Source organism: Amycolatopsis oliviviridis (assembly GCF_014654365.1).
GTDB lineage: Bacteria > Actinomycetota > Actinomycetes > Mycobacteriales > Pseudonocardiaceae > Amycolatopsis > Amycolatopsis oliviviridis.
This window is the reverse complement of record NZ_BNAY01000004.1, coordinates 534,659-552,857: the sequence shown is the minus strand read 5'-3', so window position 1 is coordinate 552,857 and position 18,199 is coordinate 534,659. Positions and strand designations below refer to the sequence as shown.

The window sequence follows — 18,199 nt, the reverse complement described above, 5'->3', positions numbered from 1 at the left end:
CACTGAACTGGTCCAGGTACAGCGGATCTCACGCAGGACGAAGGGACATGCCCATGTTCGCCCGCTCGGGTCGCAGGCTGGTCGGAGTACTGCTTTCCCTGGCCACGGCCACCTTGCTGGCCGGCCCGGCCGCCTCGGCGGCGTCGCCTGAACCACAGTCCACAGTGAACGGTGGCGACGCGATGTACACCGTCTCGCCGGGACCCGGCCGCGAACCGTACTACTGCTCGGCGGGGTTCGCGATCGTCGTCAAGAGCGTCCGCTACATCCTCACGGCCGGGCACTGCACCGAACACGGGCTCGACTGGAAGGACATCGGCCCCAACGAGGACTCCCACTTCCCGGTCACCGACTACGGGCGCATCCGGGACGTCTCCGGCTCCGGGAACGCCCGGGTCGACCTCTACAACGGCAACACCCAGCGGATCCTGCGCGCGGGCACCCCGCGGGTGGGGCAGGTGGTGTGCAAGAGCGGCATGAGCACCAAGAAGACGTGCGGGAAGGTCCTCGGCCTCAACCAGACCGTGAACTACGGCGGCGGCAAGCAGGTCGTCGGCACGATCGCCACCGACATCCCCATCGAGAGCGGCGACAGCGGCGGCCCGCTGTTCTCCGGCGCCACCGGCTACGGCGTGCTTTCCGGCGGGAACAGCCGGGTCAGCTTCTACCAGCCACTGCCGGCCGTGCTCGCCGCCTACGGGGCGCGCCTCGCCTGACGACCTAGTCGGCGGGGCTGTCTTAAGAGTGGGCCGCCTGGGGCTCGAACCCAGAACCTACGGATGCAAGATCAACTACTCTGGAAGGTTCCGGACAACCCCGAATGTCCCCGTTCACCTGGGCATTTCACAGGTGCAAACGCTGGTCAGTTCGGGATCACCCTGGTCAACACTGGCTGTTTGGGGGCACTAAAGGGGCAGTCGCCACTTCGGAAGGCGAGTCGCGTTCGGGAGCCCGCCAATGCCGGCCAATCCACGCGCCTCCCTTCCCGATCCTAAGCCGCCTGAGGCCAGGCCGGACACGGTCAACCCTGTAACCGATCTCGCGCCCGGAACGACCTACGCAAGGTGACCGATGTTACGGAAGGTGACCACGCGCGAGATCGGCGCGAAGCGGGGTTGACCGTGTCCGGCCTGGCTTCGACCATCCGGCGATCGGGTTGGGTGGCGTCCCCGAACGCGCTGTCATGTGACAATCTTTCGCGTTCTACCAACCGTCCTGCCGTGTCCTGCGCGCGTGTCCGACGGCGTCCGGCGCGGCCGTCCAAGACGGAGGCGACCAGGGCGGCCGCGCGCCTGTTCGGACCGCGCGCCCGCCCGGTAGGGCGGCTTGAAGACGTAAAGAAAGTTCTCACAGACCCAACTTCATCTAGCCGTATCGTTCGACCAATGGAGAGCCATGACAACTCAAGCTCAGTTTGAAGGTCATCCCCTGTGGCAGGTCACTGATGAGCTACAGAGCCACTTTGAGGAAAACGAATCCGCGATTAGCAGTGGCAATGGCGAAATCGGCGAGCAGATCCGATATTGCCTCGCTTTTATCTCGCCACACAAGACTTTGACGGACCCTGCACCATATTCAATGCTTGCATTATCTAATACGCAATCATTTTTGTCGCAGACCCTACAGGAAGTACGAAACTATGTATCCAACAACAATACGGCGCACCTGCAGAACGCATCCAGCTACTTAGACCAAGCAGTACACTCCTTTTCAGCCTGGCCGGTAATTAATGCCAAAGGCGGTGCAGCAGCATTAGCAAACCGCGCTTTTAAGGAGTACCGAGACTCTGCCGAAGCGGCGATAGCAAGGCTTCTGGAAAGCAATAATGAGCAGAGCAACCGAATTTCTGAAATCCTTAACGAGGCTAATCAAGAACGAGAGCGGCTCGCTGAGAAACTGCGATCGTTATCCGATCAGATTGATCGCACAGAGCAGAGGATTGCACAGGACGAGACCCGACTTGATACAGCACTGGTTACCAACAGCGAAGCTTTTACCAATTCTCAACAACGCAATAAAGAGAGTTTTGACGCCTGGCTCTCAAAGCAAGGCGAAGAGCTGACCGAACGTGCGCAGCCACATTTATCCCAAGTTGAGACGCTGAAGACCAACGCAGAAGGTCACCTTAACGAGATCGAAGAGCTTCACAAGTCAGTTGAAAAAGCATCCAGTAAGGCAGCAGCAGCTATTTTAGCAAAAGACTATGGGTCCTATTCGACACGCGAGTGGGTTTCTGGGGTTGTTGCATACGCATTTGGATTCGCCGTATTAGTAGGGCTTGGTATCTATCTAGTTCGAACTTTTGGCCAGGTATCATCGACCTTTTCGCCCACTTGGCAATATGTCATACTGAAACTTGGTATTACCGTTACGGGCGCCATTGCTGCTGGAGTCGCGTTTCAGTTTGGCTCACATGCACTGACTCGCGCAAGTACCAATAAGAGAGTGCAACTCGAACTTGGAACAATCGGAGCATTTCTATCGGACGTTGAAGATTCCAGCAAAGTTGAGCGGGCAAAGCTTGATTTTGTGGACAGAATGTTTGGACGCACTTGGGAAGGCGGCGACCAAACAGACAAGAGTAGCCAAGGCGCCAACGGCGTCAACACACTCGACAAAATGCTGGAGTTGGTCACAAAGATTAGAGGTCAATGAGTACCAATTGGTTTAGACTGGTCGCCCGAAGTCCAGGTACCGAGTTCGTCCATCAGCCTTAGCAATATTAGCTTCATGAAGACGCCTATGAAAAGAGGGCTTCAGTAGACTCTTGACTTCATCAAGCGCTCTGAACTCGAAAGTTTTCAGCTCATCGCGTGGCAATTCAATTTGCTCGATACTTCGTGAACTAAGGGTGCCTCCGTCGAAAATAAATTGCAGCGAGTCTCGCCAAACACCGTGCATAGGCGTCCAGTCCACAACCAACAGATTCCCAACGTTCAACGCAATTCCAAGTTCTTCCCGTATCTCGCGCTGAAGCGCCAGATACGGCGATTCGTTGGCATCTACAATACCGCCCGGGATTTCTGGGTAAGGCTTGTAAACTGGAGTTACAAAAAGAATTCGCCCGTTGGAATCGTGAATCAGCACTCCAGCGGCAACTGTCTTGCTGGCGATACGGCTAGCGATACCGGGGTTGAATTCGACCTCGGGTTCCCCCTCGGCCTCCATGTCCTTGAAGAACTGGGCAGCCTGTTCGGGACTGAGGTGGTGTGCCTGTTCAGTCACCAGCGCTCACCCAGCCAGTAGCAACCGGGCACGCTCCCGGAAGTCTCGAACCTGAGGTTGCTTGGCGTATCGCTTGAGCTGAACATCTACCTCTCGGATCACTTGGAGTGAACGTTGCGATGCCTGCTTGTTGCTGGACTCAACCGCGGCTAATCCCAGGCCGGCCGCCTGCTCGATGTCGCCGTTGAGCACTGCGACCTTAGCAAGCTGGCCAGTGCTGTAGACCTGCCGTCGTGGGTGTCCTTGAGCAGCGTTCCAAGCCAACTTGAGCGGTGCATACGCCTCGTGAGGCTTGCCCATGTCAACCCAGCTCACACCGACATAGGTTGCGAACACAGCATCAGTCCAGTGAGATGCCCATTCCGGAGTGCTGGCCGCCCCTACCTGCGCAAACAGCCGCTCTGCATCTAGGATCATCGCGCGACAGTCTGTTTCATTGCCCAGTCGCGCGTATGCCTGAGCAGCCATGAGGGTGGCTTCCGTGGCGACGATGGGCACCGTGGAGACATGCACGTTCGAACGTGCAGCTAGCGCGAACCTGAGTGCTTGGTCCGGCCTGTGGAGGTAGAGCGCTTGATGCGCCATCGTGGCCAACACGTAGGCACCGTACGCGGGTTCGTCTGCGTCCTTGGCTAGCCGAAGGGCTTGCACAAAGTAACGCTGTGCAACACTGTGCCGCTCTGCGTCGTATGCCATCCAGCCGATCACTTCACACAGGATCGCGGCTGCTGTGAACAGGGCTCGACTTGCTGGATCAGTTCCGGCCACGCTGAGACGTGGGGCTAGTCGTTCGCGCACGAACCTCACCGCAAGGAGGCGTTGTGTTTCCCCACCGATCGTTCGATCCAGGCTGTCGAACATCTGGGCAGCACTTCGGACCTCGAGTACGTCTGCCTCGGTGATCCGTCCATCGGTCGACTCGTAGCGTGACTCCCTGAACAGCCAGTCCATGCAGGCAGCGTTTAGGGCATCGACTGAGTACGAGCCATTCAGCACGCTCGTGTGCCGTGTCTCGTCGAAGACGGCGAGCTTGGTCAAGCTCTCAACGGCTGCCAGCAGTGATGGCGAGTAGATCAAGCCGACGTCCGAGCGAGCTTGGTCGGGGGTCGGGTTCAAGCCCAGCTCAAGTGCGCTCTTTCCGTAGACGTTGCACAAGAGTGACGCCACTGGCTCTTGAGGACTTCGTTGCCCACTCTCCCAGTACGAGACTTCACGGCTCAGACTGGAAGTCGTCTTGTTGAGCTTGACTCCCTTAGTCTTCGCACATACCTCGATCAGGTGAACGAGCTTGGCTTTCGTCCACCCTCGGTCGTCCCTAGCTTGCCGTAGCGGAGTCATCCGCCCCCCTGCTTTGCGTTGGGTACTGCCGTTCCCATTATCTCGCATCAGAATAGCTTTTTCAATAGGTGCGTCATGTCCCGTCACCCCCGTCATTTTCCGTCACTGTTGAGTCATGGCCACGACGCGGTTTGCTGTAGATACGCGCCGAATGAAGCGGAGCGTATTGCTAGCAAATTGATTGCCTTGGAGGGCATGATGCGTCTCTTGATCGACACTTCGAAGGTCACGTTCACCGTGGGTCGCGAGGTTCAGCCGAAGACCGACCAGAACGGCCAGCAGCGGTTCGAGCGCAACACCAACGTTCCGATGTGGGCTGTGCAGCTCGTTGCCATGGACGACGGCGGGGCGGAGGTGATCACTGTGACCGTTACGGGCCACCAGCCCCCCAAGGTCGCAGTCGGTCAGCTCGTCAACCCCGTGGAGTTGCAGGCGATTCCGTGGGCACAGAACGGCAAGAACGGGACGGCTTTCCGTGCGTCCGACATCAAGGCCGTCGCTGGTTCGAAGGCGGGTTCGGCTTCTTCGTCCTGATCCCCGTATTTTCGTGGCTTGGGAGTGACGCATGTATCTCGACACGGAAGACACCCGGTTTTGGGAGTCTGAAGCGCGTGACGCGCTGGAATGGCTTAATGTGGTGCGCGAAGTCCAGAAGGACATTCGTCGCCGGAAGCCTGCTAATCGTTGGGATCTGTACGAAGATCTCATGTTGGCAAGCGACCTTTTGTGGTCGAAATATCACTACGCATCCGCGAACCTCGCGATTCACCGTAGTGGCTTGACAATGGCCGACATGCTTGCGGCCTAGTTCATCAATTCGAGTAGCACGGGGCCGTTCTGGTTCTTGGCGGTTCCTGTCCGGCCCCGTGCTGCTCGTTTTCTTTATCAACTCTGCCTTGGAGGGCTGAGAGTCATGGCTAAGTCTACTCGTGGTGCCCGGGGACGGCGTACCGACGTTCTGGAGTTCTGGCACGCGCCGAAGCAGTGGATGCCCTTTGTGATCATGGGTGCGCTGATTCGCTGGCGCGTGGAAATCATCGTTCTTGCTGCCTGGGCAACGGGCATGGTGTGGCTGAACACCAAGGTCAGTTCGCTGACATCGTGGCTGATCTTCGCGGGCGTTCTGCTCGTGCTGGTCTTGGTGCCGTTCACTCGCTGGTTCTTCTTCGCGCGCATGTGGTGCGTGATCGACCGGCATCGACTGCGTACCTGCTTGAAGCAGACGCGTATCCGCACGATGAATCTCGATGGCGCGTTGCCCTTGATGCTGTGGGGACGCCCAACGAAGACCGGCGAACGAATCTGGATGTGGGTTCGCGCTGGCTCGTCCGGTGGCGATCTCGAAGCCGCGTTGGAGTACATCGCCCCGGCTTGTTTCGCCCGGGACGCACGTCTGCACAGGGTGCGGAAACTGTCCACGCTGCTGGCTGTGGATGTGATCCGACGGGATCCGTTGGACAAGACCACACCGATCGACTCGCCGTTGGCCAAGCTCACCTCGCTGATCGGCGGCAAGACCGAAGGCACCGAACCCATTACCGGCGCCACGATCACCCCGTTTCCCGTCCCGGGAACTATGCCGGCCGAATCCGGCTCGGTGAAGCCTCGTAAGACCACCGTGAAACCCGTCGAGTCTCCGCGCTCGTCCGTAGTGGTCAACGGGGAAGACCTCTCCGACTACATCGACTGATCACCAGGAGGTGACCATCATGAAGACCACCCATCGCGCTGACACCGTGCCCGTGTCCGGCCTGTCGATCTACGACCTGGTTCACCTGGGCATCTTCGAAGACGGCGTACTCGCGGAAATCGAGCTGATCTACCGCAACATCCTATTGGGTGGCGAACCCGGCGCGGGTAAGTCCGTCGCTCTCAACAACATCGTGGCGCACTGCGCGCTCTGCCCGGATGTGTCGCTGTGGCTGTTCGACGGCAAGCAGGTCGAACTTGGCCTGTGGCGCGACATCGCCGACGTGTTCGTCGGCCCCGACATTGACATGGCGCTTCACCGCCTGGGACAGCTCCAGTCCGAAATGGACCGCCGTTACACGGAGCTCAAGCGGGTTCGTCGCCGCAAGATCGCCAAGACCGATCCGATCGATGTGATCGCGCTCGTCATCGACGAACTGGCGATGTACTCGGCCACCATGGGCACCAAAGACCAGCAAGAGGCGTTCGTGCGCCTGCTTCGTGACCTGGTCGCCCGGGGCCGTGCCGCTGGGATCATCGTGGTGGCAGCCACGCAACGCCCCTCGGCGGACATCATCCCGACGTCCCTGCGGGACTTGTTCGGCTACCGGCTCGCGTTCCGGTGCACCACCGACAGTTCCTCGGACATCATCCTCGGACGCGGCTGGGCCACCCAGGGCTTCAACGCCGCGACCATCGCCCCGGAATCCCGGGGCATCGGCTATCTCATCTCTGAAGGGCTCCAGCCCCGGCGAATGAAGTCCGCCTACCTCACCGACGCGCACATTTATTCCCTCGTGGAATACGCCCGTCAACTACGCACCAAAAAGGTCGCGTAGCACCCCATCCGCAATTCCTTTCACGCTAGGAGTCTGCCCATGAACACCCAACGACTCATCGTCACACTTGCCCTGTTCGTGCTCTGCGCACTGGCGTTTCTCTCCGGGCTCTACCCCGTGATGAACCTCATTATGACGATTCTCGTCATCGCCGCGTTCGTGATCGGCGCTGTGATCACCACGGTCCACCTGACCCTGCTCAACAGCCCCAAGGACGTCAAGCCCGCACCGGTACCGCCCGAAGGCGCAGACCGATGACGCTCACGCACACCACGAGCTATCTCGAACACGCACTGCATCAGGTCAAGAGCGGCCGCCGTTCGAGCATGCCCGGCATCCGGCACTGCCCGGACTGCACACATCCCTTCATCCCCTACGACGCGCAGGTTCCGTACTGCCGCGACTGCCGCGTCAACCACTCCGTTCGTTGCCGCACCTGTCGAACCCTCTTCGACTGCGACGCCGAAGGAACTGTCATCTGCAAATCCTGCCAGAACCAGGAAACCCTCTTTTAAGGAGAAGATCTCATGCACACACGCCTTCAGCTCGACCCGTCCGCTGAAATCAGCGTCCGTTATGACGTCAGCTCTGATGTCTGGGAAATCGTCGCTCTCGACCCTCGCAGCGAATGCTCGGCAGTCATCGAACTGACCACCCAGCAACTGTTGTCGATCACCGCCAGCACGAAAAAGCCTTCGGAAGGACACCGGTGATGTTGACCTTTAGCATGCCGATAGCACTCACATCCGACCAGGTGTGGATCTTCGTTCAGTGCGGCGACACCGTCATCTCCTGTGCCCGGCTGGCCACTTACCTCGAAGTGCCTGAAGTTGTGGCCTTCCCTGAGGAGTTCACCGCCACCAACACGATCGTCCCGATCTCGAAACTGACCGGCGAGCCCATGCACAGCCTTCGCTGGGCAACCGTCGCCGATCTGGCAGACCACCCGTGCCGCTTCCCGAAAGCGGACTGGACTGCCTGACCCATGACCGTCTCGACAGTGACTCTCACCCCCAGCACTCCGGGAACGCCCAGGGTTCTGGGGGCGGGAGCCGTTGCCGAGCAGCACCCCGCACACCATGACCTCATCCGGCGCGTATCCCAGCCCGGGTATCAGTGGTGGCTCACGCACGTCATGTCCGCCGCCGCGTGCTCTCGACCGGTCCGGCTCAAGCTCGAAGCCCACTGGCACGGCAGTGCCGGAACGGAGATCGATCAGGTCACCGCGGGGATGCCCGACGGTGCCCTGTACGTGGCCTGCAAGAACCGCCGAACCTCCGTCTGCCCGGCATGCGCCCAGACCTACCGCGCCGACACCTATCAACTCGTCAAGGCCGGACTCGTGGGCGGCAAGGGCGTCCCGGAGACCGTCTCCGAACACCCCTGCCTCTTCGTCACCCTCACCGCCCCCTCCTTCGGCCTGGTCCACACCCGCGTGATCGGCCACAACGGCCAAGTCCGCCCCTGCCGGGCTCGCCGGAACACCGAGCCATGCCCCCACGGACGCCCACAGACGTGCCTGGAACGCCACCACGAGCACGATCCCCGCGTCGGCGAACCGATCTGCCGAGACTGCTACGACTACCGCCACCAAGCCGCCTGGAACTTCCACGCTGGCGAACTCTGGCGACGCACCACCATCGCCCTCAACCGGGCCTTGGCCCATGCCGGCCGAATCCGGGACACCCGCGTCCGCCTGTCCTTCGCCAAGGTCGCCGAATACCAGCGACGCGGCGTCATCCACTTCCACGCGCTCATCCGGCTCGATGGCCGCGACCTGGACAACCCGGACGCGATCCTCGCGCCTGACCCGTCGATCACGATCGATCATCTGCGCAGCTACGTCGACCACGCGGCCGCCTCGACCTCGTTCACCACCGAACCCCACCCGGTGAACCCATCCGGCTGGCCGATCCACTGGGGAGCCCAGGTCGACATCCGCACCGTTAAACTCAGCCCAGCGGACGCAGACGACCATGGCACCCTGACCACCACGGCCGTCGCCGCCTACCTGGCCAAATACGCCACCAAGGCCACCGAAGAAACCGGGCACATCTCCCGACGCCTCGACTCCCTCGGCATCGATCTTCACACCGAGCACGACACCCACCAAGCCCGGCAACTACTCGCCTGCTGGGAACTCGGCTCCCGCCCCCTCAACTGCCGCACCAAAGCCCAGCGCGAAGCCTGGGCACAAGGCTGGCGAAAGCTCCAGAAGTGGGCACACATGCTCGGCTACGGCGGGCACTTCTCCACCAAGAGCCGCCGCTACTCCACCACCCTCGGAGCACTCCGGGCCGTCCGTAAAGCTTTCAAACGCGGCGACCCCATCGAACCCGCCCAGCCCGAACTACCCCACGACGCAGACCCAGACGGCGATGACTCCATCGTCACCCTGAACTGGATCTTCGACGGCGTCGGCTGGCTCACCCTCGGTGACGCCATGCTCGCCAACACAGCAGCCGCCAAAGCACGCGAACGAAAGCAGATAGCACGAGAGGAGGTTGAAGAAGCCATTGGCAAATAACAGAAAGGAGTGATACATGAATCCCTTGTGGACGGTTGACGACGTAGCAGCGTACCTCAAAGTCCCTGTGAAGACCTTGTACGACTGGCGCACACGCGACTACGGACCAAAGGGCAAACGCGTCGGTAAGTACCTGCGATACAAGGCCGAAGAGGTCATCGCATGGTTCGAATCCCTCGACCCCGAAGCAGCCTAAAAGGACGAACTATGGCACGCCCACGCCTACCCGTTGGAACCGCTGGCAAGATCACGTCCCGGCGTGATGGTCCTAACTGGATCGCGTTCTGCAAGTACTGTGATCTTGACGGCATCGTACGCAAGATTCGCGTTTGGGATGCCACAAAGACCAAGGCTGAGAACAAGCTTCGTGAACGCATTCGTGACCGGCAGGCAGTCCAAGGACGAGTCAACATGGGCACCAAAGTCGTTGCAGTGGGCGAAAAATGGTTGTCCGAGTTCCGTGAACAGGTTGACCTCGGTAACCGAAGTGGGTCCTCATTGGACACTTACGAACATCGATGGAACACCCACGTGAAGCCTCGCGTGCTCGGGTTGAGTATGGGCGACTTGGACGCAGGACGCGTTGACACGATCTTGCAAGATATCAACCGCGCGTTGTCGGCAAGTTCCGCGAAGACAGCACGCACTGTCCTTTCAGGACTCTGGGGCTACGCTGTCCGCAATGGACCGTTGAAGATCAACCCTGTTCGGGACGCTCGTCCCGTGGAGAACCGTAAGCGTCGCAAGGCTCCACGAGCGCTGGAAGTCCACGAGGCACTGGCGATTTTCGAGCTTGCCGACGGTGATGAGATCGCGGTGCGGCAAGATCTCCCGGACATCATGCGGTTCTATGCGGGCACCGGGGAACGCACTGGTGAGGGCATCGCCGTGCGCTGGGAGCACATCGACTTCAAAGCCAAGGTCGCGCGCATGGAGGGCAACTTCGTCCGGACGAAAGCCGACGGAGCCAAGATCAACGATGGTAAGAGCGAGAACGCGCAACGTGACGTCGTGCTAGCCGACTGGCTGGTCACCATGCTGTTGAACCGTCGCGCCCGGGTCGCCGCTCAACGCGGCATCGCTTCCGAAGCTCTGACCGGCTGGATCTTCCCCAACTCCAAGGGTGGCCTTCGGGAGGCCAGCAACCTCCGCCGCGATTGGCGAGCCTTCCGGGTACGGCATGGGCTGGGCGACTGGTTCACCCCTCGTACCTTCCGCCGCACCGTCGCCACCGTGCTCACCGACGCCCTACCGGCCCGGTACGCGAGTGACCTGCTGGGGCACTCCCGGGTCTCCCAGACCACCGACACCTACGTCGGCCGGAAGGCGCCATCACGCCGTCCGGCTGAGGTTCTGGAAGTTCTCGGCGGTGACCTCAAAGAGGGCAGTAAAGGGGCACCATGATCAGACAGGTGATCAATAAGTGCCCCTGACCTGGGCTTTTGGTGGGCCGCCTGGGGCTCGAACCCAGAACCTACGGATTAAAAGTCCGCAGCTCTACCAATTGAGCTAACGGCCCGTGCGGGCGAGTCTAGTAGACCGCCGCCGACCACCAGGATGGCGGGGCCGCCGCCGGAGCGCCACGGAATTGTCGGGGGTGTCTGCCAGGGTCGGGGCATGGACACGATCCCTGACGAGAACTACTCGGCCGGCTGGGAGGGTGACCGCCCGGAGTCCCCGCGCGTGGCGAGCGAGCGCGAGATCCTGACGTCCACGCTCGACTGGCATCGCCGCACCTTCGAGCTGAAGTGCGAGGGGCTGACGCCGGAGCAGATGGCCATGCGCTCGGTGGAGCCGTCGAGCATGTCGCTGCACGGGCTGCTCAGGCACCTCACCGGCACCGAGCGCTGGTGGTTCCGCGTGCAGTTCGCGGGCGAGGACGTCCCGCTGCTCTACTACTCCGACGATCGGCCCGAGCAGGACTTCGACGACACGGACGGCGACGTCGAGGCCGCGTGGGCGGCGTGGCGCGAGGAGTGCGCGCGGTCCAGGGAGATCGTCGCGGCCGCTTCGCTCGACGACACGGGCACGAGCCGCCGCGACGGGGAGCCGTTCTCGCTGCGGTGGCTGCTGACCCATCACATCGCCGAGTACGCCCGCCACGACGGCCACGCGGATCTGCTGCGCGAGCGCATCGACGGGAGGACAGGCCACTGAAACCTGGGAGTGCGATGCTGGGCCGATGAACGCCGACCCCGATTCCGGCCTCCTCTCCCCGGTCCGCGCCGGCACGCCCGCCGAGGCGGCGACGGGTGATCTCGCCTGGTTGCGGGCCCTGCTCGACACGGAGGCGGCGCTCGCCAGGGCGCAGGCCGCCACCGGGCTGATCCCCCGGGAAGCCGCGGAGGCGATCACCGACGCGGCCGCGACGATCGAGATCGACGTCGTCGCGCTGGCGAGGGCGGCGCGGGAGACGGCGAACCCGGTCGTGGGGCTGATCAAGCAGCTGACCAAGGCGGCCGGGACGGAGCACGTCCACCGCGGCTCCACCAGCCAGGACATCTTCGACACCGCGATGATGCTGGTCGCCGCCCGGACACGGGCGCTTCTCACGGCCGACCTCGAGACGACGGCGGACGCGCTGGCGGACCTGGCCCGCGCGCATCGCGACACGACCATGGCCGGGCGCACCCTCACCGCCCACGCGGTCCCGACCACGTTCGGGCTCAAGGCGGCGGGGTGGCGTCAGCTGACGCGCGACGCGCTCGAGAGGCTGAACCGCGTCGTCCTGCCGGTCTCGCTGGGTGGCGCGGCCGGCACGAGGGCCGCGTACGCCGAGTACGCGCGTCTCGCCGGGCTGCCCGACGGCTATCCGCAGCGGCTCCAGACGGCCTTCGCCGAAGAGACCGGGCTCGCCGAGACCACGCTCCCCTGGCACACGCTCCGCACCCCGACTGCCGACCTCGCGGCGGCCCTGTCGTTCACCGCCGCCGCGCTCGGGAAGATCGCGGTCGACGTCCAGTTCCTGACGCGCACCGAGGTCGGCGAGGTCACCGAACCCGCGGGCGAGGGCCGTGGCGGTTCGTCGGCGATGCCGCACAAAAGCAATCCGGTGCTGGCGACGCTGATCCGTTCGGCCTCGCTGCAGGTCCCGGTGCTCGCCACCGGCGTCACCCAGGCCCTGGTCTCCGAGGACGAACGCTCCGCGGGCGCGTGGCACGCCGAGTGGCAGCTGCTGCGCGAGTGCCTGCGGCTGACCGGCGGCGCCGCGCACACGGCGGCCGAACTCGCCCGCGGTCTGGTCGTCGACGATGACCGCATGCGCGAGAACCTCGGCCTCACGCACGGCCTGATCGTTTCCGAGCGGCTTTCGACAGTGCTCGCCCCGCTGCTCGGCAAGACGCGGGCCAAGGAGGTCCTCGGGCAGGCGTCCAAGCTCGCCCTGGAGCGGGACGAGCCCCTCGGTGAGGTTCTTTCGAGCCTGCCTGAGATAACCGGAGTCCTCCCCGCGGAATCCCTGGCCGACCTGCTGGATCCCGCGAACTACACCGGTTCGGCCGGGGTGCTCACGGACGCCGCACTGGAGGCCCGCGAAGAAAATCCGAAAACTCCTTGAACCGGTCCCGCACCGGGCCCGTGTAGGGGGTACAAGCTCACCGCGCCGAGCCGCGGAACCCCTACGAACAAGGAGAAATCCCATGCTTCGCAAGCGTTTCGTCGTCGCAGCGGCGTCCGCGGCCGCGGGCCTGGTGGCGCTGTCGGCCTGCTCAGGTGGCACCGAGACGGCGGCGCCCGCCGTCGCCCCGGCCGCCGCGGTGGCCGGGGCGGGCGGGAACGCCCCCGCGGCCAAGGGTGAGACCAAGGTGGCCGTGGCCGAAGCCGGGGATCTCGGCCAGATACTCGTCGACAAGGACGGGTTCACCTTGTACCGCTTCGACAAGGACAGCGCGAAGCCGCCGAAGTCCAATTGCGACGGTGATTGCGCGAAGGCCTGGCCGCCGGTACTCGCCGACGGTGAGGTCCGGATCGAAGGTGTGGACCAGTCCCTGGTCGGCGAGCTGACCCGCGCCGACGGCCGCAAGCAGGTCACGGTCGGCGGATGGGCGCTTTACCGCTACGCCAAGGACGCCAAGGCGGGCGAGACGAAGGGGCAGGGCGTCGGCAGCACCTGGTACGCCGCGAACGCCAAGGGCGGCAAGGCCGGACAGGCGGCGAACGAGGCTCCCGCCGAGAAGAAGGCGGACGGCGCCACGAAACTGGTCGCGAGCAACGTCGACGGCATCGGACCGGCCATTGTGGACAAAGAGGGCTTCACCCTCTACATGTTCACCAAGGACAAGAAGAACAAGCAGCCGACCTGCAACGGTGACTGCGCGAAGGCCTGGCCGCCGGTGCTCGCCGAGGGCGACGTCCAGCTCGAAGGCATCGAGCAGAAGCTGCTCGGCACGGTGAAGCGCGCGGACGGCACCATGCAGGTCACCGTCGGCGGCTGGCCCGTCTACCGCTACGCCAAGGACGCGAACGCCGGTGAGGCGAACGGTCACGGCGTCGGCGGCACCTGGTTCGTCATCGAGCCCGCCGGCTGCAAGAGCAGCGCGCCGGTGAAGAACAAGGCGGCCCAGAGCGGGAACGCCGCCCCCGAGAAGAAGGACGACGCTCCCGCACAGTCCGGTGGTTCGGAGTACGGATACTGAGCCCGGAGAACCTAGTGGGCGAGGCCCGGCGGCCGCTCTTCCCGAGCGACGGCCGGGCTTTTCTCATGCTTCGGCCGTCGCGAAGTGTCCGGGACGGGTTCGACGAGTGTGGTGCTGTCGGCGCGGTCCGCCACCACGGTGTCTTCTTCGTCTTCCGGCAGCATCACCTTGTGCCGCGCGGGCAGGAACGCGATCACCAGCCCGAGCGCGGCGAGGCCGAGGTGCACCCAGTTGTCCGGCCCGTTGAGGTCGAACGGGTTCCCCGCCTGTGAGACCGGGTTCGTCGAAACGGTCCCGGCGATCATGAGCCCCCAGACGAACAGCGCCCCGAAGGCGACGAACGACAGGAGACCGAAGACCCGGGACCGGCCCGAGCCGAAGGTCAGCAGCAGACCGATCGCGCCCAGCAGGACGAACCCGAGGTTGTAGAGCGGGTTCACCGAGATTCCGAGGACGGTCACGTCGCTGTGACCGATGAAATCGGCGAACCCGGTCCTGGTGAAGCCCACGATCCCGAACACCAGGTAGGCCAGGCTCGCCAGCCCGGCGAGGACCTGCGCGGGCTGGAGCCCCGCCGTCCGGATACGAGCGCGTTGTGCACGTGCCATTGCTCCGCCTTCCAGAGTTGGCCACCTAAATTCACGCTGGGGGTCAGATACCCCGAGTCACTCCCGGACAAACCGGAAGCAACGCCGCGCGTTCGCGGTGTCACGGACTTCGCGTTCAAACGAGACCTGTGTCACACGAATAACCCATTCGTGAACACGAACGGGTGATCCGGCCAACAAGTCGTGTGGGCAAGGTGAGCGGAGTCTTCCTCCTGGTGGGGCTGTGCCTGGGGGCCATCCTCGCGATGCTGCTGGTCCCGTCGTCGCGACCCGGTCCGTCGGCGGTCGCGGTCGCCGCGTCGGACGCCGAGGCGATGACCGTCGAGGCCGGGCCTGTCGAATCGTCGAGGCCTTCTTCTTCCGCCGCACCGAGTTCGCCGGCACCCTCGAAGTCCGCCGACCCCGGAAAGCCGCCGGCGACCGTCGACGCGCAGACCCTCGCGGAGCTCGTCCCCGACGGTCAGGTCAGCATCGCCGTCTACGATCGCGTGGCCAAGAAGACCACGGTTTCCCTTAAATCAGAACGTTCCTACACCTCGGCGTCGCTCGTGAAGATCCTCATCGCGCTGGAATCACTGCAGGCGGGCACACCGTCGGCCACCGTCCAGCGGATGCTTTCGGTCAGCGACGACGGCATCGCCAGCAGCCTGTGGACCGCGCACGGCGGACCCGCCATCGTCACCCGCTGGGCGGGCAGGATCGGACTCTCCGGCACCCGCCCGCCCGAGGATCCCGGCCGCTGGGGCGACACCCGGATCACCGCCGCGGACATCGCGAAGATCTATCGCTATCTGCTGGACCAGGTGAGTGCGGGGACCCGGGCGACGATCATGCGCGCGTTGAGCGGCGCGACGGAGAACGGCTCCGACGGGATCCGGCAGTATTTCGGCATCCCGGACGCCGTCGGCGATCTGCCCTGGTCGATCAAGCAGGGCTGGGCTTGCTGCCGCGGCTCCCGGATCCTGCACAGTTCCGGCGTGGTCGGAAAGGACGACCGCTACATCGTCGTCGTCCTGACCTCCCAGCCGTCCTCGACCACCTACCCCGGCGCCGGCCGGCGGGTGACCGAGGTGGTGAAAGCGCTGCTCCCCGCGCTGGGCGCGCCCTGAGCCACTATTGACGACCTGTAAACAAGGTGGGACAGTGGCCTCACGCCGCTCTTCCGGGAGGTCGTCATGAGCACCGAAGCCCGCCTGCCCACCGTGACCCCGCTCGGCCCGGATTCCGTTGCCTGGCAAGTGGTCGGCGACCGGAGACTGCTGCTCGGCGCCGGGACGGCACTACTGCTGCAGGTCGCACATCCGGTGATCGGCGCCGGTGTCCACGACCATTCGAACTACACCGAAGACCCGTGGGGCCGCCTCGACCGGACCATCGATTCGTTGCTGTCCCAGGTTTTCGGCGGCCAGGAGTCGATCGCGGAGGCCACGCGGCTGCGCGAGATGCACAAGGCGATCAAGGGCGTCGACCATCACGGCGAGCGCTATCACGCGCTGAACCCCGAAGCCTATTGGTGGGTGCACGGATCGACCTTCTGGACGACTCTCCGCATGCAGGAAGTCTTCATCCATCCCTTGCCACGCTCGGAAAAACGCCGCTTCTACGCGGAATGGCGGCGGCTCGGCCTGATCCTCGGCCTCCGCGAGCACCACATGCCGCCGGACCTCGAAGGGTTCGAGACGTACTTCGACGACGTCGTCGCGAACCGGCTCGAAGACAACCACACGGTGCGGGAACTGCTCGACTCGATCACCATGCGCGACACCCCGCCGCCACCGTGGTGGTTCTTGCCGGAGACCCTGTGGCGGCCGGTCCGGCCGGCGGGCGGGAACGTGCTGACCCTGTGCGCGATCGGCTTGCTGCCGACGGCGCTCCGCGACCGCTTGAGTCTCAAGTGGACGGACGCGGACGAGCGCCGCCTCCGACGGCTGGGCGTGGTCATGAGAGCAGCCGGGAAACGCGTTCCCGACCGGCTTCGCTTGTACCCCAAGGCGTATCGCGCCAAGCGCGGTTGATCACTCGACGATGTCGACCAGCGCGCCCTTGGCTCCGGTGTTGGGCAGGGGCCAAGGGGTGACCCCGCCGTTGGAGATGATCTTCTTGTCCTGCGGCGCGCACGGCGCCACGGTCCGCGCGCCGATCCACGCCAGCACGTCGGGCACCTGTGCCTTGAAGGTGTTCATGTTGTGCCCGGCGTCCGGGATCCGCCACGACGAGAGCGTCGCGGGAGCGCGGACGGCCGCCTGGATCTGGTCGATGGAGAAGCTTTCGAAGTTCTCCTTGTCCCCGGCGATCGCGAGGATGTCGACCGGCGACGGGTGCTTCTGCAGGTTCAGCGAGACCGTGTTCGCGTCGATGATGTCCTGCCTGCCCTTGAACAGGTTCTCCGTCTCCGCGTCCACCGAGGCCTTGTAGTAGCCGCTGACACTCGCCGCCTGGCCGTACCACTGCGGGTGCCGGGTCACCAGGTTCATCGCGCAGTACCCGCCCGAGGACCAGCCCGCCATCGTCCACGCCTTCCGCTGCGGGTTGGCGCCGAGCTTCTCGATCGCCCAGTCGCGGATGTCGGCGGTGAGGTAGGTGTCGTTGGCGGTCCCGTTGACCTCGTCGATGCACTCGGTGTCGTGACCGATCTTCGGCTTGCCCGTCGGGTCCGGGATGATCACCAGGGTCGGCGGGAGCACGTGTTTCGCGATGGCCGCGTCGAGCTTGGCGGGCAGTTCGTAGGGGCCGGTGACCACTTCGGGGCCGGACGGATAGTTCGGGATCCATTCGATGACCGGGAACTTGAGCGACCGGAACGCGGGATCGTAGTACTGGGGCGGGAAATACACCGAGACGTCGCGCGTGAGGCCGGTGCGCTTGCCCGCCACCGTCATGTGCACGACGGAGCCCTTGCCCTCCTTGGCCCGCATCGCCCCGGCGTCACGCAGCTTGTCGAGGTCCGAGCCGTTCTCCCCGGCGACGGCGTTGACGTTGTCCCCGGAGTAGGCCCCGGTGCCGAACAGGGCGCCGACCGTCGGGAAGAACCCGCCGATCATGTTCCCGCCCATCCCGGTGCTGACCACGATCAGCACCACCGCGACGAGGATCGTGCCGGTGCGGCCCAGCAGCTTGCGGCGCCAGCGCTCCCAGAAGAACGGCACGGCGACGATCGCGAGCAGCGTCAGCACCACGACGATGATGAGGTTCAGCGTGGAATCGAGCCGGATGGCACTCAGTCCCAGTCCCATGGCGATCGTCTTCCTCCCCGGCCGCGGCACGCCCCCGCACCGCACTTCCCACATCTGGATCAAGAGACGTGCGACCACCGGGAAGTGTTGTCCAGGGTGACGCGTG

The 18,199-nt window shown here is 63.8% G+C and carries 22 protein-coding genes and 1 tRNA gene; 18 read left to right on the top strand and 5 right to left on the bottom strand.

Features of this window, described 5'->3' with window-relative positions; translation table 11 throughout:
* Window positions 1–47: 47 nt before the first annotated feature.
* Window positions 48–716, top strand: a complete 669-nt coding sequence (locus IE302_RS20525) for a S1 family peptidase (protein ID WP_229907865.1) — start codon at window positions 48–50, stop codon at window positions 714–716.
* A gap of 679 nt (window positions 717–1,395) precedes the next feature.
* Window positions 1,396–2,655, top strand: coding sequence for a hypothetical protein (locus IE302_RS20520; protein ID WP_191256093.1), 1,260 nt, complete (start codon window positions 1,396–1,398; stop codon window positions 2,653–2,655).
* A gap of 12 nt (window positions 2,656–2,667) precedes the next feature.
* Here IE302_RS20520 and IE302_RS20515 read toward each other — a convergent pair whose 3' ends face one another.
* The gene (locus IE302_RS20515) at window positions 2,668–3,225 is read right to left on the bottom strand and encodes an NUDIX domain-containing protein (RefSeq protein ID WP_229907864.1); all 558 of its coding nucleotides are present in this window, start codon (window positions 3,223–3,225) and stop codon (window positions 2,668–2,670) included.
* A 6-nt stretch (window positions 3,226–3,231) separates the two neighbouring features.
* A complete protein-coding gene (locus tag IE302_RS20510) occupies window positions 3,232–4,563 on the bottom strand; it encodes a helix-turn-helix domain-containing protein (protein ID WP_494492202.1) in 1,332 nt (443 codons plus the stop codon).
* 75 nt (window positions 4,564–4,638) lie between these two features.
* Here IE302_RS20510 and IE302_RS20505 point away from each other — a divergent pair, with 75 nt between their 5' ends.
* From IE302_RS20505 to IE302_RS20455, 11 genes are all read left to right on the top strand, one after another.
* Complete coding sequence (locus tag IE302_RS20505; RefSeq protein ID WP_229907863.1) at window positions 4,639–5,097, top strand: hypothetical protein; 459 nt, start codon at window positions 4,639–4,641, stop codon at window positions 5,095–5,097.
* Window positions 5,098–5,128: 31 nt separating this feature from the next.
* Window positions 5,129–5,371 (top strand): hypothetical protein, encoded by a 243-nt coding sequence (locus IE302_RS20500; protein ID WP_191256091.1) that lies wholly within the window; start codon window positions 5,129–5,131, stop codon window positions 5,369–5,371.
* A 195-nt stretch (window positions 5,372–5,566) separates the two neighbouring features.
* A complete protein-coding gene (locus IE302_RS20495; protein ID WP_229907862.1) occupies window positions 5,567–6,253 on the top strand; it encodes a hypothetical protein in 687 nt (228 codons plus the stop codon).
* A 19-nt stretch (window positions 6,254–6,272) separates the two neighbouring features.
* Window positions 6,273–7,091 carry an FtsK/SpoIIIE domain-containing protein gene (locus tag IE302_RS20490; protein ID WP_191256090.1) on the top strand — a complete coding sequence of 273 codons (819 nt, stop codon included), beginning with the start codon at window positions 6,273–6,275 and terminating at the stop codon, window positions 7,089–7,091.
* A 39-nt stretch (window positions 7,092–7,130) separates the two neighbouring features.
* Window positions 7,131–7,349 (top strand): hypothetical protein, encoded by a 219-nt coding sequence (locus IE302_RS20485; RefSeq protein WP_191256089.1) that lies wholly within the window; start codon window positions 7,131–7,133, stop codon window positions 7,347–7,349.
* Window positions 7,346–7,606 (top strand): hypothetical protein, encoded by a 261-nt coding sequence (locus IE302_RS20480; RefSeq protein WP_191256088.1) that lies wholly within the window; start codon window positions 7,346–7,348, stop codon window positions 7,604–7,606. The genes IE302_RS20485 and IE302_RS20480 overlap by 4 nt, the downstream gene beginning before the upstream one ends.
* 12 nt (window positions 7,607–7,618) lie before the next feature.
* Window positions 7,619–7,804 carry a hypothetical protein gene (locus IE302_RS20475; protein ID WP_191256087.1) on the top strand — a complete coding sequence of 62 codons (186 nt, stop codon included), beginning with the start codon at window positions 7,619–7,621 and terminating at the stop codon, window positions 7,802–7,804.
* Window positions 7,804–8,073 (top strand): hypothetical protein, encoded by a 270-nt coding sequence (locus IE302_RS20470; protein ID WP_191256086.1) that lies wholly within the window; start codon window positions 7,804–7,806, stop codon window positions 8,071–8,073. The genes IE302_RS20475 and IE302_RS20470 overlap by 1 nt, the downstream gene beginning before the upstream one ends.
* Before the next feature lie 153 nt (window positions 8,074–8,226).
* Entirely contained in the window at window positions 8,227–9,618 is a 1,392-nt protein-coding gene (locus IE302_RS20465) for a replication initiator (protein WP_229907861.1), read from the top strand.
* A 16-nt stretch (window positions 9,619–9,634) separates the two neighbouring features.
* Entirely contained in the window at window positions 9,635–9,814 is a 180-nt protein-coding gene (locus IE302_RS20460) for a helix-turn-helix transcriptional regulator (RefSeq protein WP_037319078.1), read from the top strand.
* Between the two features lie 11 nt (window positions 9,815–9,825).
* Complete coding sequence (locus IE302_RS20455) at window positions 9,826–11,022, top strand: site-specific integrase (RefSeq protein WP_191256084.1); 1,197 nt, start codon at window positions 9,826–9,828, stop codon at window positions 11,020–11,022.
* A gap of 39 nt (window positions 11,023–11,061) precedes the next feature.
* Here IE302_RS20455 and IE302_RS20450 read toward each other — a convergent pair.
* Window positions 11,062–11,137: transfer RNA gene (locus IE302_RS20450), tRNA-Lys, on the bottom strand.
* Window positions 11,138–11,235: 98 nt separating this feature from the next.
* On the opposite strand from IE302_RS20450, the gene IE302_RS20445 reads away from it, so the two are divergent.
* The 3 genes from IE302_RS20445 to IE302_RS20435 all read left to right on the top strand — a co-directional run bounded on the left by IE302_RS20445 (window position 11,236) and on the right by IE302_RS20435 (window position 14,252).
* Complete coding sequence (locus IE302_RS20445) at window positions 11,236–11,775, top strand: DinB family protein (RefSeq protein WP_191256083.1); 540 nt, start codon at window positions 11,236–11,238, stop codon at window positions 11,773–11,775.
* Window positions 11,776–11,800: 25 nt separating this feature from the next.
* Window positions 11,801–13,174 carry a nitrosuccinate lyase gene (locus IE302_RS20440; protein ID WP_191256082.1) on the top strand — a complete coding sequence of 458 codons (1,374 nt, stop codon included), beginning with the start codon at window positions 11,801–11,803 and terminating at the stop codon, window positions 13,172–13,174.
* Window positions 13,175–13,256: 82 nt separating this feature from the next.
* Window positions 13,257–14,252 carry an SCO0930 family lipoprotein gene (locus IE302_RS20435; RefSeq protein WP_191256081.1) on the top strand — a complete coding sequence of 332 codons (996 nt, stop codon included), beginning with the start codon at window positions 13,257–13,259 and terminating at the stop codon, window positions 14,250–14,252.
* Window positions 14,253–14,263: 11 nt separating this feature from the next.
* On the opposite strand, the gene IE302_RS20430 is transcribed toward IE302_RS20435, so the two are convergent.
* Entirely contained in the window at window positions 14,264–14,860 is a 597-nt protein-coding gene (locus IE302_RS20430) for a DUF4383 domain-containing protein (RefSeq protein ID WP_191256080.1), read from the bottom strand.
* Between the two features lie 185 nt (window positions 14,861–15,045).
* On the opposite strand from IE302_RS20430, the gene IE302_RS20425 reads away from it, so the two are divergent.
* Together IE302_RS20425 and IE302_RS20420 are read left to right on the top strand one after the other, a co-directional pair.
* Window positions 15,046–15,969 carry a serine hydrolase gene (locus IE302_RS20425; RefSeq protein ID WP_191256079.1) on the top strand — a complete coding sequence of 308 codons (924 nt, stop codon included), beginning with the start codon at window positions 15,046–15,048 and terminating at the stop codon, window positions 15,967–15,969.
* Between the two features lie 66 nt (window positions 15,970–16,035).
* Window positions 16,036–16,875: an oxygenase MpaB family protein gene (locus IE302_RS20420; protein ID WP_191256078.1), complete on the top strand. Its 840-nt coding sequence runs from the start codon at window positions 16,036–16,038 to the stop codon at window positions 16,873–16,875.
* Here the strand turns inward: IE302_RS20420 and IE302_RS20415 are convergent, their stop codons facing one another.
* Entirely contained in the window at window positions 16,876–18,093 is a 1,218-nt protein-coding gene (locus IE302_RS20415) for an alpha/beta hydrolase (RefSeq protein ID WP_191256077.1), read from the bottom strand. It abuts the gene before it with no gap.
* Window positions 18,094–18,199 lie beyond the last annotated feature (106 nt).